The sequence below is a fragment of the Kribbella sancticallisti genome (assembly GCF_039530625.1).
GTDB classification, from domain to species: Bacteria; Actinomycetota; Actinomycetes; order Propionibacteriales; family Kribbellaceae; genus Kribbella; species Kribbella sancticallisti.
The window spans coordinates 25,334-47,297 of record NZ_BAAAOS010000064.1 but is presented as its reverse complement, the minus strand read 5'-3'; the positions used below and the strand labels follow the sequence as shown (position 1 = coordinate 47,297).

The following is a 21,964-nucleotide window of genomic DNA, read 5'->3' as shown; positions in this document are numbered from 1 at the left end:
TCGATGAGGGTGACGATCTCGAAGGCGGTCGCCGACGCGGCATCCTCAGCCGACGCAGTGACCGAACCGTCCGGCCCCCACCGTGACGAAGCAGTCGCTGTTGCGATGACGCAGTACGGAGGTCGTCTCGTTGAGCGGGATCAGCTCGAAGGTCTCGTTGACCTCCCAGGTGCTCGGGCCGGGGTGATTGGCCACCAGGGTGCGGCTTCCGGTCACCGTGACGTACGAGCCGGTCTGTGCGGACCGCAGGGTCCAAGCGCCGCCACCCCAGTCATGGAGATCGAAACCGCCGGACGTTCCGAGGGTGACCAGCCCGTCGGCGCCGGCGCTGAGGCTGCCACCATTCGCGCGCAGGTCGATCCGGTCCACCCCTTCGCAGAAGTCCACGGCGTCGGGGCCGAAGGTGTGGAGCCCGTCGCATCGCGCCTGGGGCTGAGGTAGTTCAGTACAGGTTCACGAGCCTAGATCGCGCTGCGCGGGGCGAACGGGTTGCGGGTTTTGAGGTCGCCGATGTACTCCGTGGGGATGGCGGGCTCGCCGCGGCTGAGTTGGCTGGCGCTGCGGGGGAGTTCGTCGCGGACCTTCAGGTGGTGCGCCTGCGACTCGGCGGGGGTGGTCCGGCCGACGATCTTGCCGGCCTCGACGAGCGGTTTCAGCAGTTCGCGGTCGTCGCCGTCGTCCTGCGGCCGCTCGCCGACGCCGATCAGTTCGAGTTCGGCGACCCCGGCGGCCGAGCGGCGGCGCAGCGCGTACTTGCGGCCGCCGATGGAGATCTTGTCCGGGCTCTTCTTCGCCACCGGCAGCATCGTGCCGTCGGCGTCCTCGCGGGCCACCAGTTTGTAGACGAACCCGCAGGTCGGATAGCCGCTGCCGGTCACCAGCGACGTGCCCACGCCGTACCCGTCGACGGCGGCCGGGGCGAGGGCGGCGATCTGGTACTCGTCCAGGTCGCTGGTCACGATGATCCGGGTCTTGGTGGCGCCGAGCGCGTCCAACTGGTCGCGCACCTGGCCCGCCAGCGAGGGCAGGTCGCCGGAGTCGAGCCGGACCGCTCCCAGCTCCGGGCCGGTGATCTCGATCGCCGTCTTCACCGCCTCGGTCAGGTCGTAGGTGTCCACCAGCAGCGTCGTTCCCTTGCCGAGGGCATCCACCTGGGAGACGAACGCGTCCCGCTCGGTGTCGTGCAGCAGTGTGAACGAGTGCGCCGCCGTACCGGCGCTGGGGATGCCGAAGCGGCGGGCCGCCTCCAGATTGGAGGTGGTGGCGAAGCCCGCGATGTACGCCGCCAGCGCGGAGGCGACGGCGGCCTCCTCGTGGGTCCGGCGCGAGCCCATCTCGATACATGGCCGGCCACCGGCCCACCAGGTCATCCGGGACGCCGCCGAGGCGACCGCCGAGTCGTGGTTCAGGATCGACAGGAAGACGGTTTCCAGCAGCACCGCCTCGGCGAAGCTCGACTCGACCACCAGCACCGGGGAGCCGGGGAAGAAGATCTCGCCGTCGGCGTAGCCGGCGATGTCGCCGCTGAACCGGAAGTCGGCCAGCCAGTCGCGGGTCGGCTGGTCGACGATGCCCCGGTCGGCCAGGAAGGCGATCGTCTGCTCGTCGAACCGGAACCGCTCGAGCGCGTCCAGCAGCCGGTTCACGCCCGCGACCACGCCGTACCGGCGGCCGTCGGGCAGCCGGCGGCCGAACAACTCGAACACCGATCGGCGGTGCGCCGTGCCGTCGGCCAGGCTGGCCTGCAGCATGGTCAGCTCGTAGTGGTCGGTCAGCAGGGCGGTGGAGGGCGCCGTCGAGAGTGCCACTGTCTCTGTCACAAGGGCAGCCTATTGCGACCCTGGAACCGATGATGGAGAGAATGGGCCCGTGACCACCGCACCGAGCGAACTCGAGAGCCCCGAAGTCGACGAGGCGATCGAGCTGAGCCCACCGTGGGTGACCATCGTCTGGAACGACCCGGTGAACCTGATGGACTACGTCACCTTCGTCTTCCAGACCTATTTCGGCTACTCCAAGCAGAAGTCGGAGAAGCTGATGATGCAGGTCCACCAGGAGGGCAAGTCAGTCGTGTCGAACGGCAGCCGCGAGGCGATGGAACGCGATGTCGAGGCCATGCACTCCTACGGCCTGTGGGCCACCTGTGAGAAGTCGTGACGAGGTTCCGCAAGCGCAAGAAGACCGTGATCGTCAGCTTCGCCGAGCACGAGGCGGACATCCTGGCGAACCTGCTCCGCAACCTGGTGGAGCTGCTGTACGACGGGATGCCGCCGCGCGAGTCGAGGTCGAGCGACCCGCTGGCCGAGCTGCTCGACAACGACGGGCCCACCTCGCCGCCTGAGGACGTCGTACTGCAGCGGCTGCTGCCCGACGCCTACCAGGCGGACGACCAGGCGGCGGGGGAGTTCCGCCGGTTCACCGAGCGCGGGCTGCGCGACAGCAAGGTGTCCGACGCCAAGCGGGTGCTCGCGGCGATCGAGGCGTCCGGCGACGAGGGCATCGCGCTCGAGGGCGACGACCAGCTGGCCTGGCTGCGGGCCCTCAACGACCTCCGGCTGGCGATCGGCACCCGCCTGGACATCAAGGAAGAGGACGACTACGGCGTCTGGGAGAAACTTCCCGACGACGACCCCCGCCGCCTCACCTACGACCTGTACGACTGGCTCGGCTACCTCCAATCAGCCCTCCTGCACAACATCCGCTGACATGACCTATCCCCAAGCTGGTGACGAGCCGAAACTGACCGCGAGCCCGGACTTTCCGCGGCTCGAGGAGCGGGTGCTGCGGTACTGGGAGGTCGACGGGACCTTTCAGGCCTCGATCGACAACCGGCCGGCCGGGCGGGACGGGGAGAACGAGTTCGTCTTCTACGACGGGCCGCCGTTCGCCAACGGGCTGCCGCACTACGGGCACCTGCTGACGGGGTACGCGAAGGACGTCGTACCGCGGTACCAGACGATGCGCGGGCACCGGGTCGAGCGGCGGTTCGGGTGGGACACCCACGGGCTGCCGGCCGAGCTGGAGGCGCAGCGGGTGCTCGGGCTGAAGACGAAGGCCGAGATCCTGGCGCTGGGGATCGAGAAGTTCAACGAGACCTGCCGGGCCTCGGTGCTGAAGTACACCGACGAGTGGCAGGCCTACGTCACCCGGCAGGCGCGCTGGGTCGACTTCGGGAACGACTACAAGACCCTGAACCGCGACTACATGGAGTCGGTGATCTGGGCGTTCAAGACCCTGTATGACAAGGGTCTGGTGTACGAGGGCCTGCGGGTCCTGCCGTACTGCTGGAACGACGAGACGCCGCTGTCCAACCACGAGTTGCGGATGGACGACGACGTCTACCAGCCGCGGCAGGACCCCTCCGTCACGATCGCGGTGGTGCTGGAGACCGGGTGAGCGGCTGCTGGCCTGGACGACCACGCCGTGGACGCTGCCGAGCAACCTGGCGATGGCGGTCGGGCCGGACCTCGACTATGTCGTCGTCAACGATGCGGAGGGCCGCCCGACGATCCTGGCCGAGGCCCGGCTGGAGGCGTACGGGTACGCCGACGTTGTCCGGCGGCTCAAGGGCTCGGATCTGATCGGGCTTCGCTACACCCCGCTGTTCCCGTTCTTCGCCGACACCGAGCTGTGGGGGACCGGCGAGGCCTTTCAGGTGATCGCGGCGGACCACGTCAGCACCGACGAGGGCACCGGCGTCGTCCACATGGCTCCGGCGTACGGCGAGGAGGACCAGCTCGCCTGTGAGGCCGTCGGGATCCCCGTCCTGTTGACCGTCGACGACGGAGCCAGGTTCACGTCCGTGGTTCCGCCGTACCAGGGGCTACACGTGTTCGAGGCGAACCGGCCGATCATCAAAGACCTCAAGGCCGCCGGACTCCTGGTCCGCGAGGACAGCTACGTGCACAGCTACCCGCACTGCTGGCGGTGCCGGAACCCCTTGATCTACAAGGCGGTTTCGAGCTGGTTCGTCGAGGTGACCCGGATCCGGGACCGGATGGTCGAGCTGAACGAGCCGATCACCTGGGTCCCGGAGCACGTGAAGTACGGCCAGTTCGGCAAGTGGCTGGAGAACGCGCGGGACTGGTCGATCAGCCGGAACCGGTTCTGGGGCAGCCCGATCCCGGTGTGGCGGTCGGACGACCCGTCGTACCCGCGGATCGACGTGTACGGCTCGGTGGCGGAGTTGGAGCGGGACTTCGGAGTACGGGTTCCTGATCTGCACCGGCCGTTCATCGACGACCTGACCCGGCCGAACCCGGACGACCCGACCGGCCGGTCCACGATGCGCCGGGTCGCGGACGTGCTGGACGTCTGGTTCGACTCCGGCTCGATGAGCTTCGCCCAGGTGCACTACCCGTTCGAGAACTCCGACTGGTTCGAGCACCATTTCCCGGGCGACTTCATCGTCGAGTACATCGGCCAGACCCGCGGCTGGTTCTACACGATGCACATCCTGGCGACCGCGCTGTTCGACCGGCCGGCCTTCTCCTCCTGCGTCAGCCACGGGATCGTGCTGGGCAGCGACGGGCAGAAGATGAGCAAGTCGCTGCAGAACTACCCCGACGTGCGCGAGGTGTTCGACCGCGACGGCGCCGACGCGATGCGCTGGTTCCTGATGTCCAGCCCGATCCTGCGCGGCGGGAACCTGGTCGTCACCGAGCAGGGCATCCGCGACGGTGTCCGGCAGGTGATGATCCCGCTCTGGAACGCCTGGTACTTCTTCGCCCTCTACACGAACGCGGCCGGTGCCGAGGGGACCTGGTCCACCAGTTCGGAGGTGGAGCTCGACCGGTACCTGCTGGCGCGGTTGCGGCAGTTCGTCGAGGAGGTCCGCGAGCGGCTCGACCGGTACGACATCGCCTCGGCCTGCGATTCCGTCGCCGGCTATCTGGAGGTGTTGACGAACTGGTACATCCGCCGGTCGCGGGAGCGCTTCTGGGACCAGGAGGGTCAGACCTTCCAGACGGCGGTGGACACGCTTTACACCACGCTCGAAGTCGTCAGCCGGACAGTGGCGCCGTTGCTGCCGCTGGTCTCCGAGGAGATCTGGCGCGGGCTGACCGGCGGGCGTTCGGTGCACCTGACGGATTGGCCGTCGGTCGACGATCTGCCGGACGATCCGGTGCTGGTGGCGCGGATGGACCGGGTCCGCGAGGTCTGCTCGGTCGCCTCGGCGATCCGCAAGCGCGAAGGCCTCCGCGGTCGGCAGCCGCTGCGGAGGGTGACAGTCGCGAGCCCGGACGCGAAGGCGCTGCAGTCGCTGGTCCCGATCCTGCAAGCCGAGGTGAACGTGCAGGAGGTCGTCCTGACGGAGATCCACGAGGTCGACGCGCCGGTGTCGCGGAAACTGACGGTGATCGCTCGCGCCGCAGGTCCGCGGCTCGGCAAGGACGTCCAGACCGCGATCAAGGCCTCCAAGTCCGGCGACTGGTCAGTCGACTCCACCGGCCAGGTCGTAGCCGGCGGAATCGCCCTCCTGGACGGCGAATTCACTCTGGAAACCACCCTGGCAGCCGCAACCGCCGGCTGGGCTCCGGGCGCCTCCGCTCATTCCTCCACCCCCGTCCCCGCCGCAGGCGGGGGCGCCCGGCAAGCGAGTGGGCTGCTTGCTGACGGTGGTTTTGTGATGTTGGACGTCCACATCACCCCCGAGCTGGAGCTCGAGGGAATCGCGCGTGACGTCATCCGGTCCGTCCAGCAGGCTCGTCGCGACGCCGGTCTCGACATCAGCGATCGCATCACCCTCCGGCTCACGGTCGACCACAGAACCCGCGAGGCCGTCGAGTCCCACCATCGGCTGATCACGTCCGAGACCCTCGCGACCACGGTCGAACTGCTGGACGGCGCGGAGCTTGCCGTCGAGGTGAAGAAAGCGGACGCATAGGCTTGCCCGCATGGAGACGCGCACGCTGGGACGTACTGGTCGGGATGTCGGCGTCGTCGGGCTCGGTGCCTGGCAGCTCGGAGCCGACTGGGGTGAGGTCGACGAGAGCGACGCCCTCGCAGTACTGCGCTCAGCGGTGGAGGGCGGCGTCACCTTCATCGACACCGCGGACGTGTACGGCGACGGCCGGAGCGAGCGCCTCGTCGGGAAGATCCTGAAGGAGCACCCCGGGCTCACCGTGGCCACCAAGATGGGCCGCCGGGTCGAGCAGATCCCGTCGAACTACACCCTGGACGCCTTCCGCGCCTGGAACGACCGCTCCAGGGAGAACCTGGGTGTCGACACGATCGACCTGGTCCAGCTGCACTGCCCGCCGACCGAGGTGTACTCCACCGACGCGGTCTTCGACGCGCTCGACACGTTGGTCGCCGAGCGGCGGATCGCGGCGTACGGGGTGAGCGTGGAGACCTGCGCCGAGGCGCTCACCGCGATCGCACGGCCGAACGTGGCCTCGGTGCAGATCATCCTGAACGCGTTCCGGCTGAAGCCGCTCGACGAGGCTCTCCCGGCCGCGGCGCGGGCCGGCGTCGGCATCATCGCCCGGGTCCCGCTGGCCAGCGGCCTGCTGTCCGGCAAGTACGACGAGAACACCACGTTCAGCGCCGACGACCACCGCACCTACAACCGCCACGGCGAGTCCTTCGACGTCGGCGAGACCTTCTCCGGCGTCGACTTCGGCACCGGCCTGGAAGCGGTGAAGCGGCTGACCCCGCTGGTCCCCGAGGGCGCCACGATGGCTCAGTTCGCGCTCCGCTGGATCCTCGACCAGCCCGGTGTCTCGGTCGTCATCCCCGGCGCCCGCAACCCCTCGCAGGTGCGGGGCAACATCGGCGCCGCCGCCCTGAAGCCCCTCACCGAAGGTGAGCTCAAGGTCGTCCAAACCGTGTACGACGAGCTGATCCGCCCGCAGGTCCACGACCGCTGGTAGTCCACATACTGGACCGAAAGCGGGGATGGCAGGGGTACTTCAGCACGCTCCGTATCGTGGAGTCGTGCTCATCATCGACTCGGCCACGTACGACGCGATCGTGGCGCATGCGCGCCGGGATCACCCGGACGAGGCCTGCGGGGTGGTCGCCGGACCGGCCGGATCGGACCGGCCGGAGCGGTTCATCCCGATGCTCAACGCGGCGATGTCGCCGACGTTCTACGAGTTCGACTCGGGGGATCTGTTCCGCCTCTACCGGGAGATGGACGAGCGCGACGAGGAACCGGTCGTGATCTACCACTCGCACACGGCCACCGAGGCCTACCCGTCCCGGACCGACATCAACCTGGCCCAGGAGCCCGGCGCGCACTACGTGCTGGTCTCCACCCGCGACGGCGCGGACTCGCCGTCGTACGACGGGCCGGTGGAGTTCCGGTCGTACCGGATCATCGACGGCGCGGTCACCGAAGAAGAGGTCAAGGTCGTGGCGGACCACAGCAACCAAGGAGACAACTGACATGGCGATCGAGCTTCGCGTCCCGACCATCCTGCGCACCTACACCGGGGGCGAGAAGGCGGTCAACGGCGCCGGCAGCACGCTGGCCGAGTTCATCGACAACGTGAACGGCGACCACCCCGGGCTGAAGGAACGGATCGTGGAGGGGGAGCCGGAGGAACTGCGCCGGTTCGTCAACGTCTACGTCAACGACGAGGACGTGCGCTTCACCGGCGGGCTGCAGACCGGCGTCAAGGACGGCGACGTCGTCGTCGTACTGCCCGCGGTCGCCGGCGGCTGATCATGCGTTTCGACAGCCTGCTCGACTCGGTCGGCGGTACGCCGCTGGTGGGGCTGCCCAAGCTGTCCCCGTCGGCCGACGTGCGGTTGTGGGCCAAGCTGGAGGATCACAACCCGACCGGGTCGATCAAGGACCGGGCCGCGCTGCGGATGCTGCTCGACGCGGAGAAGGACGGCCGGCTGCGGCCGGGCAACACCATCCTCGAGCCGACGTCGGGCAACACCGGCATCTCGCTGGCGATGGCGGCCAAGCTGCGCGGCTACCGGATGGTCTGCGTGATGCCGGAGAACACCTCGGAGGAGCGCCGGCAGATCCTGCGGATGTGGGGTGTCGAGATCATTTCCTCCCCGGCCGCGGGCGGTTCCAACGAGGCGGTCCGGGTGGCCAAGCAGGTGGCCGAGGAGCACCCGGACTGGGTGATGCTCTACCAGTACGGCAACCCGTCGAACGCGGCCGCGCACTACGACGGCACGGCGCGGGAGATCCTCGCCGACCTGCCGTCGGTGACGCACTTCGTCGCGGGCCTGGGCACCACCGGCACGCTGATGGGCGCCGGCCGCTTCTTCCGTGAGCACAAGCCGGAGGTGCGGATCGTCGCCGCCGAGCCCCGCTACGGCGAACTCGTGTACGGCCTGCGCAACCTGGACGAGGGGTTCGTGCCGGAGTTGTACGACGCCACCCTGATCGACGCGCGGTTCTCGGTCGGCCCGCGGGACGCGGTACGGCGGGTTCGTGAACTGCTGGACAACGAGGGCATCTTCGCCGGGATCTCCTCCGGCGCGATCCTGCACGCCGCCCTCGGCCAGGCGGCCAAGTGCGTGCGTGAGGGCCAGTCCGCCGACATCGCCTTCGTGGTCGCCGACGGCGGCTGGAAATACCTGTCCACCGGCGCGTACGAAGGCACCATCGACGAGGCCGAAGACCGCCTCGAAGGCCAACTCTGGGCCTGATCGGCAGGGGCTATGTCTTGAAGAGCACTTTGCGTCCTAGTCGGGGATGTACGCCGCGGCCCTTGCAACTGCTGCAGGGGCGCTGGGCGTAGCTGAAGATCGCGCCTCGGTGCCGGCCGGCGCCCTTGCAGCGATTGCACTTGGCATTCGGGTGCAGGGACAGCGAGACGACGTAGACGGCGAAGGCGGCGAGCGCGAGCAGCAGCAGCATCCCGGTCGGGCCCAGCGTCGACGCGATGTCGGCGCTGGTGCTGGACGTGCTCGTCTCGGTGGCCGGACCGGCGGCAGAGCCTGCCACCGCGGCGTTGGTCGGTGCTGGATTCGGTGCGCCGGTGGCGTTCAGAGCCACCGCAAGCTGGACCGCCAGGTTCATGGGATCGCTGGGGGCGGTTGGAAACACATCCGTCAAGAGTGGCCCGCGTCACGTCAGTTTGCAATTCCTGAGAGTAAAGATGTGGATAACTCCGGCGTGTCGTCCGGCCCGGTTAGGCAAGGGTTACTTCAGAACTGCCCGGCACCGGACTTGTCGGCCGCGGCGACTAAGGTTCATCTCGTGGCAGACGCACCGATCGGCATCTTCGACTCCGGCTTCGGCGGGCTCACCGTCACCCGCGCGGTCCTCGACCAGTTGCCGCACGAGCCGATCCTGTATCTGGGCGACACGGCCCGCCAGCCGTACGGCCCGAAGCCGATCGCCGAGGTCCGTGAGTATGCGCTGGAGTGCCTCGACCACCTCGTCGAGGCGGGCGTCAAAGCCCTGGTGATCGCCTGCAACTCGGCCAGCGCCGCGATGCTCAGAGACGCCCGCGAGAGGTACGACGTACCGGTGGTCGAGGTGATCCTGCCGGCCGCGCGGCGCGCCGTGGCGGCGACCCGCAGCCAGCACGTCGGCGTCATCTGCACCAAGGCCACGGCGACCTCGCAGGCCTACGAGGATGCTTTTGCCGCCGCCCCGCAGGTGCAACTGCTGACCCAGCCGTGCCCGCGGTTCGTGGACTTCGTCGAGGCCGGGGTGACGTCCGGGCCGGAGTTGCTCGCCGCGGCCCACGAGTACCTCGATCCGCTGGTCGAGGCGGGCGTCGACACGCTCATCCTCGGCTGCACCCACTACCCGTTGCTGACCGGCGTGATCTCCTACGTGATGGGTGACAACGTCACGCTCGTCAGCAGTGCGGAGGAGTGCGCGAAGGACGTCTACGGCGTGCTCACCAAGAGCGGGCTGCTCCGGGCCGACGATCTGCCCGCGCCGCAGCACCGGTTCGTCACCACCGGCAGCCCGGCCGAGTTCGCCGCGATCGGTTCGCGCTTCCTCGGCCCGGTCATCGCCGGCGTCGACCAGTTCGCCTGGGTCCGCTGAGCGAACGTTGTCCACGGCACCGGTTCCGGCGGTGATGTGCTCGAAATCATAGCCAGGCAACTCGATCGGGCCTCCGCCGACGCCCCAACGATTCCTGCACCGGCGGCAACCCGCCGGTAATGTTCAAGGTATGAAGCTCACCGTGCTCGGCTGCTCCGGGTCCGTCCCCGGGCCGGACTCGCCCGCCTCGAGCTATCTGGTCTCCGCGGCCGGATTCAACCTCGTTCTCGACCTCGGCAGCGGCGCGCTCGGTGCGCTGCAGCGTTATCTGTCCGTGCCGGAGATCGGCGCGATCGGCCTGTCCCACCTGCACCCCGACCACTGCATGGACCTGTGCGGCCTGTACGTCGCGGCGAAGTACTCGCCGTCCTCGCCGTTCCCGCGGATCCCGGTGTTCGGCCCGCCCGGAACGGCCGGCCGGATGGCGCTTGCCTACGACCTGCCCGAGGACCCGGGGATGGAGGAGGAGTTGGAGTTCCATACCTGGCAGGAGATCCAGCAGATCGGCCCGTTCACGGTGCGCACGACGCCGATGGTGCACCCCGTCCCGGCGTACGCGATCCGGGTTGAGTACGGCAACAAGTCCCTGGCCTACTCCGGCGACACCGGCCCGAACGACGGCCTGATCGAACTGGCCCGCGGCGCTGACCTGCTTCTGTGCGAGGCGGCCCTGCGCGACGACGACCCGAACAACCCGCCCGACCTGCACATGACCCCGGCCGACGCGGGCGAACACGCCAAACGCGCCGGCGTGAAACGCCTCGTCATCACCCACGTCCCCCCGTGGTTCAACCGCGACACCCAAGGACAAGGTGCCCGCCGCACCTATTCCGGCGACGTCCAGGTCGCCGCCCCGGACATGACCTTCGACATCTGACGAAGGTCGCGAGCAGATCGTTGTCCTCGGCCACTCCTTCGGCGCGAAGCTGGCGCGAGCGACCGGGGGCGTTTCGTCAAGTATTGAAGGAGTTTCTGGGCTAGCGGATCTGGCCGCGGTCGAAGTACTCGATCAGGGCCGGGTCCAGCGGCGGGACGTCGATGGGGGTGCCGTTGGCGCGGAGGGAGGTGGTGGCCGCGTAGCCGGCGGCGACCGCGGCTCGGGCGGCGATCGGGGAGGTGAGAGTGGCTCCGCCGTCGCGGACGAAGCGGACGAACTCGGCCACCAGCCGGGGATCCGCGCCCGCGTGCCCGCCCTCGGCGGCCGGGATCTCGACGATCTGGTCGGCGTCCTCGCGGTAGCCGGAGCGGCGGCTGTTCCACACCTTGACGACGTCACCCGGACCGTCGCCGAAGTTCTCCAGCCGGCCGGCCGTGCCGATCACGGTGTAGTTGCGCCAGTAGTCCGGCGTGTAGTGGCACTGCTGGTAGGTGAGGAAAACCCCGTTGTCCAGTTGGAGATTCGCCATCGAGAGGTCCTCGACGTCCATCACCGGCGCCATCCCGGTCTGCGTCAGCGGCGGCCAGTTGTCGTCGGAGACGAAGTCGGCGAACCGTTGCCCGGACCGGTCCTGCCGGTCCTCGATCCCGCCGTACACGGTCAGGCCGCCGAGGGCGTTGGCGCGGGTGGTGTAGCCGTCGGCCAGCCAGTGCATCACGTCGATGTCGTGGGCACCCTTCTGCAGCAGCAGGCTGGTGGTCCGGCGGCGGTCGGCGTGCCAGTCCTTGAAGTAGAAGTCGCCGCCGTGGCCGACGAAGTGCCGGCACCAGATCGCCTTCACCTCGCCGATGGCGCCGGCCTGGATCAGTTCGCGCATCGCCAGCACCACCGGCATGTGCCGCATGTTGTGGCCGACGTACAGCCGGGTGCCGGACTCGTACGCCGCCTGCAGGACGCGGTCGCACCCCGAGGTCGTGATCGCCAGCGGCTTCTCGACGAAGACGGCGACCCCGGCCCGGAGGAAGTCGATCGCGGGGTCCTCGTGCAGGTCGTCGGGGGTGGTCAGGAAGACCCCGTCCAGCTTCAGGTCGAGCAGGTCGCGGTGGTCGCCGTACGCCTGCGCGTCCGGGTAGTCGGCCAGCGCCGCCTGCTGCTGGGCGGCGACGGGATCACAGACCGCGACGATCCGGGACCCCTCGCCGGGCCGGTGCGCGTGCCGCGCGAGCGAACTCCGCATCCCGAGCCCCACCACACCGAACCGAAGGTCTTCTGTACTCATGCCCGCAACTCCTGCACATAGATGATTGTTAGACCCTATGTCCGAACACTTCCGACCTTCAACACCGCTCTCACTCAACGGTCTCATCTGTCGGCCGGCTGGGCGTCGCTGCCTCGGCGGTCGCTTCGAACGCCGATGCGGAGGTGAGGAGCATTCAGGCATAGGGTTTCGGGCATGGCTCGTATCGATGGACGTACCCCTGATCAGCTCCGGCCGGTGACCCTGACCCGGAAGTGGCTGGACCATGCCGAGGGATCGGTCCTGGTCGAGTTCGGCAAGACCAGGGTGCTGTGCGCGGCCAGCGTCACCGAGGGTGTACCGCGCTGGCGCAAGGGATCCGGCCTGGGCTGGGTCAGCGCGGAGTACGCGATGCTGCCGCGGTCCACGAACACGCGCTCGGACCGGGAGTCGGTGAAGGGCCGGATCGGCGGCCGGACGCACGAGATCTCCCGGCTGATCGGCCGCTCGCTGCGCGCGGTGATCGACTACAAGGCGCTCGGCGAGAACACCATCCTGCTGGACTGCGACGTGCTGCAGGCCGACGGTGGCACCCGGACGGCCGCGATCACCGGCGCGTACGTCGCGCTGGCCGACGCGGTGTCGTTCCTGCGCGACCGCAAGGCGCTCAAGGGTGAACCCCTGACCGGCTCGGTGTCCGCCGTCTCCGTCGGCATCGTCGACGGCACCCCGATGCTCGACCTCTGCTACGAGGAGGACGTCCGGGCCGAGACCGACATGAACCTGGTGCTCACCGGCGACGGCAAGTTCATCGAGGTGCAGGGCACGGCCGAGGGCGCGCCGTTCGACCGCGCCGAGCTGGACAGCCTGCTGGAGCTCGGTACTGCGGGTTGCTCCGACCTGACGAAGCTGCAGATGGAGGCGCTGGGATGACCAAGATCCTGCTCGCCTCCAATAACCCGAAGAAGCTCGAGGAGCTGCGGCGGATCCTCGCCCCGATCGTGCCGGGGATCGAGGTGCTCGGGCTGGCCGACGTCGCGCCGTACGAGGAGCCGGCCGAGACCGAGCCGACCTTCGAGGGCAACGCGCTGCTGAAGGCGCGCGCGGCCGTGGCCGCCACCGGGCTTCCGTCGGTCGCGGACGACAGCGGGATCTGCGTGGACGCGCTGAACGGGATGCCCGGCGTACTGTCGGCGCGCTGGTCCGGCCCGGCCAAGGACAACCACGCGAACAACCTGCTGCTGCTCGGTCAGTTGGAGGACGTACCGGACGAGCGCCGGGGCGCGACCTTCGTGGCGGCCGTCGCGTTCTGCCGGCCGGACGCGGAGGACGAGATCGTCCTGGGCGAGATGCGCGGCTCGGTGATCCGCGAACTGCGCGGTACCGGTGGATTCGGCTACGACGTGCTCTTCCAGGCCGAAGGCTACGACCGGACCACCGCCGAACTGTCGATCGAGGAGAAGGACGCGATCAGCCACCGCGGCAAGGCCCTTCGCGAGATCGCCCCCATCATCGCCAAAGCCCTGGGAGCCTGAAATGCTGTTCGCCGGACCCGATCGAGACGGAGTCGCCGAAGGGCGGATCACCACTGCGTACCGGCGCTGGGCCGAGGCACGGGTGGTGGAGGGGCGGGTCTACCGGACCAACGCGGGCCGGATCGAGATCGACAGCGTCAGCCAGGTCAACCCGGACCTGATCGCGGACAACGACGCCGACGTGCTCGCGGCGGACCGGCAGAACGCGAAGGACGTCCGGCGCCGGCTGCGGGGCAACGAGGACTGGCCGACGTTCCTGATCAAGTTCCACCTGGTCGAGGGCCCGGACCCGCGCGACGAACTCGCCGCGTCCGCAGACCTGTCGGCCGAGGACCTGGAGGACCTGCGCACCCGTCTGGCCAAGCTGGACGAACTGAGCCGCCACGGCGCCTGGACCACCGACACCCTGCGAGCGATCCAGGCCAAGCCCCACACCCGAGCCGGCGACCTCGCCGCCGACTTCGGCCGCGACACAGCCGGCTTCAAGCTGGACGTCCGCAAACTCAAGAACCTGGGCCTCACCTACAGCCTCGAGATCGGCTACGAACTCAGCCCCCGCGGCACGACCTACCTCGCGTCCCTCGCGGACGAATGAGCTTCGGGCTGATCGTCGCTATCCGACGGTGAGCTTCTGATCAAGGTGCCAGAGGCGGGATTCGAACCCGCACACCCGAAGGCACCGGCACCTAAAGCCGGCGTGTCTGCCATTCCACCACTCTGGCGAACGAGGATCGGCGTCCCCAAGAACGTATCTTAGGGACGCCGATCGCTCAGCGGTTCTGCAGGGCGTCGATGAAGACCTGCTGCAGGTCCGACGGGTTCTTCGCCAGGTAGCTCTGGCCGCCGGTCGCCGCGGCGAGCTGACGGAGCTCGTTGGCGTCGGCGTCGGGGCCCATGCCGAGTGCGATGATCCGCACCGGCTGGGCCGGGTCGCGCAGGCCCTTCAGGGTCCGCACGGCCTCGGGCAGGCTCAGGCTGCCCGGGTCGTCGTTCTTGCCGTCGGTGAACAGCAGCACCGTGTTGACCGCGCTCGAGTCGTAGTTCTGCCGGACTGCCTTGACGGCCGCGATGGCGGTGTCGTAGAGACCGGTGCCACCGTTGGGGATCGCCTTCTGCACCCGCAGGGCGTCGGTCATCCGCTTGCGCTGGGCCGCGTCGAGCTTGCCGATCGGGACGAGCTGCCTGAAGTCGGCACCGAGGTCACCGATCTTCGTCGAGAACGTCCACAGGCCCAGCTCGGCGTCGGGTGGGAACAGGCCCAGACCGCTGGAGGCGGCCTCGATGGTCAGCTGCATCCGGGTCTTGCTGCCGACCTTCTCGGCCATCGAACCGGACACGTCGATCACCGCGAGCGAGTGCGTCGACAGCGACAGTCGGCTCCAGTCGCCCAGCACCTTGCCCACCGCCGCCGCGTTCGGCTTGGCCAACTGCTCGATGTCACCGGCGCCGCGGCCCTCGCCGAGCGGACCGACCAGGTAGTCGCGGAAGCCGGCCTCGTCGCGGGCCTGGCTGGGCCCGGCTTCGCTCAGCTCGGCTGCCAGCGCCTTGCCGGCCTCGGAGATGGCGTCGTTGTTCGACGTCGCCGTGACGACGACCGGGTAGTCCAGCACCAGGGTTCCGGTCTTCGGCACGGAAGCCTTCAGCTCCGCGTCCGGGTGCTCTTCCTGGTACTTGACGAAGCTCTGCTCCGACGCCGGGACGATGACCGGGCTGCCTGCCTGGGCGGCCCGGCCGAACAGGCCGTTCACGTCCGTGAAGGGCTTGGGCATCGATCCGAGCCGCTGCGCCAGCGGCACGACGACCTTGGCGACCTGGTTGGTCGTCGTCGAGGTCTTGGCCCGTTCCGACTGCACCGCCAGCAGCGCGAGCGCGCCGGGGGACTGGCTCAACGGATCGAGCAGGGCCGGCTGGGTCTTCGAGAAGGCGCCCAGCCAGGACGACACGTCGGCGAAGTTCTCCGAGCGACCGACGAGCACCAGGGGCGAGCTCGCGAGCGACGGGACGGCGACGGTCGGAATGGTGTCCCCGTCATCGGCCTGCGCGACCCACAGCGTCGAGTCCGGGACCCACAGGTCGGGCCGGTTGTCGCTGCCCTCGGAGACGTCCTTGGCGACCTTCGCCGAGGGAGCCGCGCTGATGGTGAACTGCAGGCACGGACCGTTCTTCTTGCCGGCCAGCGACTTGGCGGCCGATTCCAGCAGCGGCTGGATCTCGGGTGTCGTGGTCAGCTGGATCTGAGTGGGCTCGTCACAGGACGACCCGCCCAGGAACCCGTCGGCACTCGATTCCGAGCCGAAGGAGCGGACCACAAAAACGGCGCCCAAAGACAGCACCAGTAGGCCGACGGCCGTCAGGTACACCGGACGACGGTTGTTACTTTTCGTCACCGCAGAGGAGTGTTTTCCCATCGCGGCAGGTCCCTCCCTCCCAGAGGCAGACTGCGCGCGCAGATTACCCGGTTTGCACTGGTCAGGGCCAAGAGAGGTTCGGCCGATCAGCCCGTGGACCGGGGGTTGCCAACGAACGGGGACTGGTGATCCGGTACTGCTCGTCCCTACGGGGTCGGAAAAGGTGACTCAGGGTAGCGAATTCGCTGCGATCAGGTGAGATCGGGGTGTGATCCAAATCACACTGCTACTTTGCTCAAACGACCGTTGCATGGACCAGGAGTCATGAAACGGTTGCGGGTTTCCCTTCGAATCTTGTCCTGACCAAGTCGTCGGCTAGTCGAGGCCGAGGTCGCGGCGGAGCTTGGCCACGTGCCCGGTGGCCTTCACGTTGTACTGCGCGACGGCGACCTTGCCGTCCGGGTCGATCACGAAGGTGGACCGGATCACCCCGGTCACCTTCTTGCCGTACATCGTCTTCTCGCCGAACGCCCCGTACGCCGTCAGTACCTGCTTGTCCGGGTCCGACAGCAACGGGAAGGTGACCCCGTCGCGCTCGCGGAACTTCGCCAGCTTGGCCGGCTTGTCGGGCGAGACGCCCAGCACCTTGTATCCGTGGGCGGCGAGCGAGTCCAGCGAGTCGCGGAAGTCGCAGGCCTGCTTGGTGCACCCCGGCGTCATCGCGGCCGGGTAGAAGTACACGATCACGTTCTCCCCGCGCAGGTCCGCGAGCGCGACGTCGTTGCCATCGGCGTCGGGAAGGGTGAAGTCGGGTGCTGCGTCGCCGACGGACAGACGATCGGACATCAGGTGCCCTCCACGGACGGATCGGGTGATTGTCAGACATTCTGCCGTACGACGGGCTCGGAAGCGGAAGTGGCTCCTGGGGCTGGTGTTGTCAGCGGCGCCGGCGCGCGGAGTACGGCAGAGTGGACCCCATGCGGGCGATGACGGTGGTGCCGGGCAAAGCTGACTCCGCCTCGATCGGCGAGGTCGCGGAGCCGCCCCAGACTGATGGGTCGGTGCTGGTGGAAGGACTGCTCGCCGGGATCTGCGGCACCGACATCGAGCTCACCACCGGCCTCTTCGGCAGTGGTCGCGCGGGAGCGGAGCGGCTGGTGATCGGCCACGAGTCACTCGGCCGCGTTCTGGATGCTCCGCAGGGTTCCGGGTTCGCCACCGGTGACCTGGTCGTCGGCATCGTGCGCAGACCCGACCCCGAGCCCTGCCCGGCGTGCGCGCGGGGGGAGTGGGACTTCTGCCGCAACGGCCGCTACACCGAGCGCGGCATCAAGGAGATGGACGGCTACGGCTCCGAGCGCTGGAGAGTCGACCCGTACTTCGCCGTACCGGTGCCGGCCGAGCTCGGGCGGCTCGGCGTACTCGTGGAGCCGGCGAGTATCCTCACCAAGGCGTGGGATCAGATCGACCAGGTGGGAGCCAGGTCCTGGTACTCACCTGAGCACGTACTGATCACCGGCGCCGGCCCGATCGGTCTGCTGGCTGCGTTGACCGCCAAGCAGCGTGGCTACTCGATCCACGTGCTCGATCGCGCCAAGGACGGCCCGAAACCGCAGTTGGTCCGGGATCTCGGCGGTGAGTACCTGACCAGCCTCGCGGATCTGCGAGTCGCGCCGGACGTGATCATCGAGGCCACCGGCGCCGGACAGGTCGTGGTGGACTGCGCGAAGCTGTTGCCGTTCGCGGGCGTGATGTGCCTGGCGGGGATCTCGCCCGGCCCGGCGTCGATCGACGTACAGATGGACGCGCTGACGCGGCAGCTCGTCGTACGCAATGCGGCCCTGGTCGGGACGGTGAACGCGGCGAAGCGGCACTACGCGGACGCCGTTGACGTGCTGATGGCGGCCGACCGGGCCTGGCTGGAGCGGCTGATCACCCGGACCGTGCCGCTGTCCGACTGGACCCAGGCGCTGGAGCGCGAGTCGTCCGACATCAAGGTGGTCGTGGACCTGCGCGCCTGACCTGCGAGCCGTACCTGTAAGTATGGGAGCAAACACTGTGAAGGGAGCCCTGGTGTCGGACACGCAGGCTCGGACCGCCGAGCAGATCGAGGCGGACATCACCGCCACCCGTGCGCGACTGGCCTCGACCGTTGACGAACTGGTCGACCGGGCGCACCCGAAGAACGTCGCCAGGCGGCAGGTCGAACAGGCCAAGGCCCAGGTGTTCGACGAGCGCGGGCAGGTGCGCACCCAGAAGCTGGTCGCGGTCGGCGGTGCCGTCGTGGGCGTGCTGGGCATGTTGCTGATGATCCGTCGGCTGGTGGGCCGCCGGTGACTGCTCGCAAGCGCGTGAACGACGACAAGCTGCCGATCCGGATGTTGCACGATCGGGTGCTCGTCTCGCTCGAGACCGAGGGGGAGCGCAAGTCCTCGGCCGGCATCCTGATCCCCGCGACCGCCCAGATGGGCCGCCGGCTGGCCTGGGCGAAGGTGGTCGCGATCGGAGCCAACGTGCGCACCGTCGAGATCGGCGACCGGGTGCTGTTCGACCCCGAGGACCGGGCCGAGGTCGAGGTCCGCGGCGACGACTACGTGCTGCTGCGCGAACGCGACCTGCACGCGGTCGCGGCCGGCCGTCTCGAGGACGGCCAGACCGGCCTCTACCTGTAACCGCTCAGAAGCTGTTCGGGCCGAACCGGAAGATCGCCACCACCAGGGCGAGGATCAGCAGCACGACGTTGATGACGATCGGCTGCGGTTCCTTGCGCCGGGCGTGCGTGACGATCGCCCCGAGCATCAGGACGGCCAGGCCGGTCGCGGCCACCGGCACCAGCACCGGCGCGACGTCGAACGCGCCCGGCAGGATCAGTCCCAGCGCGCCCAGCACCTCGGCGGCGCCGATGACCTTGAGCATCCCGGCGGAGAAGTCCTCGGTCCACTTCATGTTCGGGTTCTCGCCGAGCTTCGCCTTGGACTGACTCAGCTTCGTACCGCCCGCGACGAGGAAGAAGGCGGCTGGAGGGGCGAGGCTTCGTCGAGCGTCGTCCGGACCATGAGGACGGCCGGATCACCGTCGCCGAGCTCACCCCGGCCGGCTACGAACAGGTGGTCGCCGCGGCGCCCGGCCACGTGGCGACAGTCCGCGAGTACGTCATCGATGCCCTCACCCCGGAGCAGTTGCGGCAACTCAAGATTATCGGCGACCAGATCCACGACAAGGTCGATCCCGGCAGGCCGTGCTGAAACTGCCTTGTCTTCGGCAGAACGATCGTGCTTTTATTGTCGATGTGAGCAAAGGTGAGGAGACCAGGGCGGCGGTGCTCGACGAGGCCGCGCGTCAGGTCAGCCTGGTCGGGCTGGGCGGGCTCACCATCGGGCTGCTCGCGGAGAAGACCAACCTGTCCAAGAGCGGGCTGTTCGGCCACTTCCGGTCCAAGGAGCAGTTGCAGCTCGCGGTGATCGAGTGGGCCGGCGAGTTGTTCGCCGAGCGGGTGATCCGGCCGGCCCTGAAGTCGCCGCGCGGCGAGCCCCGGCTGCTGGAGTTGTTCGACCGCAAGATCCGCTGGGACGACGGCGATCTCGCCTTGCCGGGTGGATGTTTCTTCGCCAGCATCTCGGCCGAGCTCGATGACGCGCCGCCCGGCCCGGTCCGCGACCGGCTGGTAGAGATCGAGTTGGACTACGCCGACACGCTCGCCACCGTCTTCCGCACCGGGATCAGCGAGGGCCAGTTCCGGGCCGACGCCGACCCGGAGCAGTACGCCTTCGACATCCGCGGTGTGCTGATGTCCTACCACCTGGCCAGCCGGTTGCTGGCCGACCCCAAGGCCGAGGATCGGGCCCGCGCCGCCTTCGAGGCGCTGCTCCGAGCAGCCCGGATCTGACCTTCCCCTGCGAGGAGCAGCGATGTCGGCAAAGAAAAGCACGAACGGTCGGACTATCAATCAGCGACTGATCTTCCAGGTATTGGAGAGAGCCTGGCCGGCGGGCGGCGCCAGGCTGGTTCACCGGATCTGGTTCCGCGTCCCGCCGGTGTCGGAGAAGGCCAAGCGACTGCGGGTCGAACTGCCCGAGTCGGTCTCGTTCGAACTGCCCTTCGAGAACGGCACGGTCCGCGGCAGGATCTGGGGTGAGGGTCCGGCGGTCTGCCTGCTGCACGGTTGGGGTGGCTGGGGGCTCCAGCTCGCGGCGTTCATCCCGCCGCTGCTCGCCGATGGTTTCAGCGTGATCACGTTCGACGCTCCGAGCCACGGCGATTCCGATCCGGGCCGCGAGGGCCCGCACAGCGGCACGATGCCCGAACTCGCCGATGCGTTCCAAGCGGTGGTGGCCGCGCACGGACCGGCGTACGGGGTGGTCGCGCACTCGCTGGGGACGGCGGCGTTCTCGCAGGCGCTGAAGAACGGGTTCGCCGCGCGCCGGGTGGTCTTCCTCGCCGCGGCGACCGACTTCCGGCACACGCTTGACCTCTATCAGGGGTTTCTCGGGTTCGGGCCGCGGACCCGGGAGCAGTTCCTGCGCCGGTTCACCCGCAAGTTCGGGCCGATGGAGAACTTCGAGGTGGTGTCGGTGATCGACCAACTGGTCGAGGAGCGCGAACTGCCCGCCCTGCTGGCCATCCACGACCGCTCCGACCGCGAGACCGCGGCCGACGGCAGCGTCAGGATCGCGCAGGTCTGGCCGGGGGCGGAGTTGGAGCTCACCGACGGACTCGGTCATCACCGGGTGCTGTGGGACAAGGCGGTCGTCGAGTCGGCGCGTGCCTTCCTGTCCGGGGAGCGAGCGCCCGCCGACGGGGCGCGCGAAGTACAGGGGACAATGCGGGGGTGACCTTCGCACCCACCTCCAGCCGTCTGCCCGACTTCCCCTGGGACAAGCTCGCCCCGTTCAAGCAGAAGGCGGCCGCTCATCCCGACGGCATCGTCGACCTGTCGATCGGCAGCCCGGTCGATTCGGTGCCGGACCTGGTGAAGAAGGCGCTGGCCGAGGCGGCCGACGCGCCGGCGTACCCGACCACGATCGGTACGTCGACCGCGCGCCAGGCCGCCGTCGACTGGCTGGCCCGGCGGCTGGACGTGCCCGGTGTCGACCCGCAGACCGGCATTCTCCCGGTGATCGGCACGAAGGAGCTGATCATGCTGCTGCCGACCCTGCTCGGCATCGGCGCCGGCGACACCGTGCTCATCCCGGACCTGGCCTACCCGACGTACGAGGCGGGCGCGGCCCTCGCCCGGGCGACGAGCATCCCGGTCGCCGACCCCACGCAGTACGACGGTCCGGTGCGGGTGGCCTACCTCAACTCGCCGCGGAACCCGTCCGGCGAGATCACCTCGGCCGAGGACCTGCGGGCGGCGGTCGAGTGGGCGCGGGCCAACGACGTACTGCTGGTGAGCGACGAGTGCTATGCGGAGTTCGGCTGGGACGCCACGCCGGTGTCGGTGCTGCACCCTGACGTGTGTGGCGGGAGCTTCGACAATCTGCTCGCGGTGCACTCACTGTCGAAGCGGTCGAACCTCGCGGGTTACCGGGCCGGGTTCGTCGCGGGTGACGAGGCCGTGGTCGCCGAACTGCTGGCTGTTCGCAAGCACGCCGGGCTGATGGTGCCGTCGCCGATCCAGGCCGCGATGGCCGCCGCGTTCGCGGACGACCTCCACGTCGACGAGCAGCGCGAGCGGTACATCCGCCGCCGCACCGTACTTCGTGACGCGCTGACCGCCGCCGGCTGGACCATCACGCTCTCGCAGGGCGGGCTCTACCTGTGGGCCGAGCACCCGTCGTACGACGCCTACGGTTCCGTGGCCGCGTTGGCCGATCGGGGCATCCTGGTCGCGCCGGGCGCCTTCTACGGCACCGCGGGCGAGCGGCACGTCCGGGTCGCGCTGACCGGGACCGACGAGCGGGTCGACGCCGCGGTGAAAAGACTTCACGAATAGCCGAACCTTTCAGGTCATGTGTGACGTCTTCTCTAGTAACTGCCTCTATAGAG

27 protein-coding genes and 1 tRNA gene are annotated in these 21,964 nt (G+C 68.8%); 19 read left to right on the top strand and 9 right to left on the bottom strand.

What is annotated here, in order from left to right; translation table 11 throughout:
* Positions 1-45: 45 nt before the first annotated feature.
* Together ABD255_RS39770 and ABD255_RS39765 are read right to left on the bottom strand one after the other, a co-directional pair.
* Entirely contained in the window at positions 46-387 is a 342-nt protein-coding gene (locus tag ABD255_RS39770) for a hypothetical protein (RefSeq protein WP_344222000.1), read from the bottom strand.
* Positions 388-461: 74 nt separating this feature from the next.
* On the bottom strand, positions 462-1,820 hold the full coding sequence (locus tag ABD255_RS39765) for a nicotinate phosphoribosyltransferase (RefSeq protein ID WP_344221999.1): 1,359 nt from the start codon (positions 1,818-1,820) through the stop codon (positions 462-464).
* Between the two features lie 49 nt (positions 1,821-1,869).
* On the opposite strand from ABD255_RS39765, the gene clpS reads away from it, so the two are divergent.
* The 8 genes from clpS (at position 1,870) to ABD255_RS39725 (ending at position 8,622) form a co-directional block, all read left to right on the top strand.
* On the top strand, positions 1,870-2,157 hold the full coding sequence (clpS, locus tag ABD255_RS39760) for an ATP-dependent Clp protease adapter ClpS (protein ID WP_344221998.1): 288 nt from the start codon (positions 1,870-1,872) through the stop codon (positions 2,155-2,157).
* On the top strand, positions 2,154-2,705 hold the full coding sequence (locus tag ABD255_RS39755) for a DUF2017 domain-containing protein (protein ID WP_344221997.1): 552 nt from the start codon (positions 2,154-2,156) through the stop codon (positions 2,703-2,705). The genes clpS and ABD255_RS39755 overlap by 4 nt, the downstream gene beginning before the upstream one ends.
* Before the next feature lies 1 nt (position 2,706).
* A complete protein-coding gene (locus tag ABD255_RS39750; protein WP_344221996.1) occupies positions 2,707-3,396 on the top strand; it encodes a class I tRNA ligase family protein in 690 nt (229 codons plus the stop codon).
* A gap of 52 nt (positions 3,397-3,448) precedes the next feature.
* Positions 3,449-5,887 carry an isoleucine--tRNA ligase gene (locus ABD255_RS39745; protein WP_344221995.1) on the top strand — a complete coding sequence of 813 codons (2,439 nt, stop codon included), beginning with the start codon at positions 3,449-3,451 and terminating at the stop codon, positions 5,885-5,887.
* A 10-nt stretch (positions 5,888-5,897) separates the two neighbouring features.
* Positions 5,898-6,875 (top strand): aldo/keto reductase, encoded by a 978-nt coding sequence (locus ABD255_RS39740; RefSeq protein WP_344221994.1) that lies wholly within the window; start codon positions 5,898-5,900, stop codon positions 6,873-6,875.
* A 64-nt stretch (positions 6,876-6,939) separates the two neighbouring features.
* Positions 6,940-7,392, top strand: a complete 453-nt coding sequence (locus ABD255_RS39735) for a M67 family metallopeptidase (protein WP_344221993.1) — start codon at positions 6,940-6,942, stop codon at positions 7,390-7,392.
* Position 7,393: 1 nt separating this feature from the next.
* Positions 7,394-7,672 (top strand): MoaD/ThiS family protein, encoded by a 279-nt coding sequence (locus ABD255_RS39730; protein WP_344221992.1) that lies wholly within the window; start codon positions 7,394-7,396, stop codon positions 7,670-7,672.
* 2 nt (positions 7,673-7,674) lie between these two features.
* Positions 7,675-8,622, top strand: coding sequence for a PLP-dependent cysteine synthase family protein (locus ABD255_RS39725; protein ID WP_425554644.1), 948 nt, complete (start codon positions 7,675-7,677; stop codon positions 8,620-8,622).
* A gap of 10 nt (positions 8,623-8,632) precedes the next feature.
* Here the strand turns inward: ABD255_RS39725 and ABD255_RS39720 are convergent, their stop codons facing one another.
* Positions 8,633-8,995 carry a hypothetical protein gene (locus ABD255_RS39720; protein ID WP_344221991.1) on the bottom strand — a complete coding sequence of 121 codons (363 nt, stop codon included), beginning with the start codon at positions 8,993-8,995 and terminating at the stop codon, positions 8,633-8,635.
* A gap of 180 nt (positions 8,996-9,175) precedes the next feature.
* On the opposite strand from ABD255_RS39720, the gene murI reads away from it, so the two are divergent.
* Positions 9,176-9,979 carry a glutamate racemase gene (gene murI, locus ABD255_RS39715; RefSeq protein ID WP_344221990.1) on the top strand — a complete coding sequence of 268 codons (804 nt, stop codon included), beginning with the start codon at positions 9,176-9,178 and terminating at the stop codon, positions 9,977-9,979.
* A 130-nt stretch (positions 9,980-10,109) separates the two neighbouring features.
* Positions 10,110-10,856: an MBL fold metallo-hydrolase gene (locus ABD255_RS39710; RefSeq protein ID WP_344221989.1), complete on the top strand. Its 747-nt coding sequence runs from the start codon at positions 10,110-10,112 to the stop codon at positions 10,854-10,856.
* A gap of 100 nt (positions 10,857-10,956) precedes the next feature.
* On the opposite strand, the gene ABD255_RS39705 is transcribed toward ABD255_RS39710, so the two are convergent.
* Positions 10,957-12,135 (bottom strand): Gfo/Idh/MocA family protein, encoded by a 1,179-nt coding sequence (locus ABD255_RS39705; protein ID WP_344221988.1) that lies wholly within the window; start codon positions 12,133-12,135, stop codon positions 10,957-10,959.
* Between the two features lie 174 nt (positions 12,136-12,309).
* On the opposite strand from ABD255_RS39705, the gene rph reads away from it, so the two are divergent.
* Genes rph through ABD255_RS39690 form a run of 3 tightly spaced genes read left to right on the top strand, consistent with a single transcriptional unit; the run spans position 12,310 to position 14,223 of the window.
* Positions 12,310-13,026, top strand: a complete 717-nt coding sequence (gene rph, locus ABD255_RS39700) for a ribonuclease PH (RefSeq protein WP_344221987.1) — start codon at positions 12,310-12,312, stop codon at positions 13,024-13,026.
* On the top strand, positions 13,023-13,628 hold the full coding sequence (rdgB, locus tag ABD255_RS39695; protein WP_344221986.1) for an RdgB/HAM1 family non-canonical purine NTP pyrophosphatase: 606 nt from the start codon (positions 13,023-13,025) through the stop codon (positions 13,626-13,628). Before rph ends, rdgB begins: the two co-directional genes overlap by 4 nt.
* 1 nt (position 13,629) lies before the next feature.
* Positions 13,630-14,223, top strand: a complete 594-nt coding sequence (locus tag ABD255_RS39690) for a hypothetical protein (RefSeq protein WP_344221985.1) — start codon at positions 13,630-13,632, stop codon at positions 14,221-14,223.
* A 46-nt stretch (positions 14,224-14,269) separates the two neighbouring features.
* Here ABD255_RS39690 and ABD255_RS39685 read toward each other — a convergent pair.
* The 3 genes from ABD255_RS39685 to bcp form a co-directional block, all read right to left on the bottom strand.
* Positions 14,270-14,350 (bottom strand) — tRNA-Leu (locus ABD255_RS39685).
* A gap of 48 nt (positions 14,351-14,398) precedes the next feature.
* On the bottom strand, positions 14,399-16,015 hold the full coding sequence (locus ABD255_RS39680) for a substrate-binding domain-containing protein (RefSeq protein WP_344221984.1): 1,617 nt from the start codon (positions 16,013-16,015) through the stop codon (positions 14,399-14,401).
* Between the two features lie 336 nt (positions 16,016-16,351).
* The gene (bcp, locus tag ABD255_RS39675) at positions 16,352-16,822 is read right to left on the bottom strand and encodes a thioredoxin-dependent thiol peroxidase (RefSeq protein ID WP_344221983.1); all 471 of its coding nucleotides are present in this window, start codon (positions 16,820-16,822) and stop codon (positions 16,352-16,354) included.
* Between the two features lie 131 nt (positions 16,823-16,953).
* On the opposite strand from bcp, the gene ABD255_RS39670 reads away from it, so the two are divergent.
* From ABD255_RS39670 to ABD255_RS39660, 3 genes are read left to right on the top strand one after another with little or no spacing between them, the layout of a single operon-like run.
* Complete coding sequence (locus ABD255_RS39670) at positions 16,954-17,997, top strand: glucose 1-dehydrogenase (protein WP_344221982.1); 1,044 nt, start codon at positions 16,954-16,956, stop codon at positions 17,995-17,997.
* Between the two features lie 52 nt (positions 17,998-18,049).
* Positions 18,050-18,313: a DUF3618 domain-containing protein gene (locus ABD255_RS39665; protein WP_344221981.1), complete on the top strand. Its 264-nt coding sequence runs from the start codon at positions 18,050-18,052 to the stop codon at positions 18,311-18,313.
* Positions 18,310-18,648: a GroES family chaperonin gene (locus ABD255_RS39660; RefSeq protein WP_344221980.1), complete on the top strand. Its 339-nt coding sequence runs from the start codon at positions 18,310-18,312 to the stop codon at positions 18,646-18,648. Before ABD255_RS39665 ends, ABD255_RS39660 begins: the two co-directional genes overlap by 4 nt.
* Positions 18,649-18,652: 4 nt before the next feature.
* Here the strand turns inward: ABD255_RS39660 and ABD255_RS39655 are convergent, their stop codons facing one another.
* Positions 18,653-18,961, bottom strand: a complete 309-nt coding sequence (locus ABD255_RS39655) for a DoxX family protein (RefSeq protein ID WP_344222250.1) — start codon at positions 18,959-18,961, stop codon at positions 18,653-18,655.
* Complete coding sequence (locus ABD255_RS39650) at positions 18,958-19,164, bottom strand: hypothetical protein (protein WP_344221979.1); 207 nt, start codon at positions 19,162-19,164, stop codon at positions 18,958-18,960. Before ABD255_RS39650 ends, ABD255_RS39655 begins: the two co-directional genes overlap by 4 nt.
* A 101-nt stretch (positions 19,165-19,265) precedes the next feature.
* On the opposite strand from ABD255_RS39650, the gene ABD255_RS39645 reads away from it, so the two are divergent.
* The 3 genes from ABD255_RS39645 to dapC are packed head-to-tail and all read left to right on the top strand — an operon-like array spanning position 19,266 to position 21,911.
* Positions 19,266-19,862: a TetR/AcrR family transcriptional regulator gene (locus ABD255_RS39645; protein WP_344221978.1), complete on the top strand. Its 597-nt coding sequence runs from the start codon at positions 19,266-19,268 to the stop codon at positions 19,860-19,862.
* Positions 19,863-19,884: 22 nt separating this feature from the next.
* On the top strand, positions 19,885-20,808 hold the full coding sequence (locus ABD255_RS39640; protein WP_344221977.1) for an alpha/beta fold hydrolase: 924 nt from the start codon (positions 19,885-19,887) through the stop codon (positions 20,806-20,808).
* Positions 20,805-21,911, top strand: a complete 1,107-nt coding sequence (gene dapC, locus ABD255_RS39635) for a succinyldiaminopimelate transaminase (protein WP_344221976.1) — start codon at positions 20,805-20,807, stop codon at positions 21,909-21,911. Before ABD255_RS39640 ends, dapC begins: the two co-directional genes overlap by 4 nt.
* Positions 21,912-21,964: the final 53 nt, after the last annotated feature.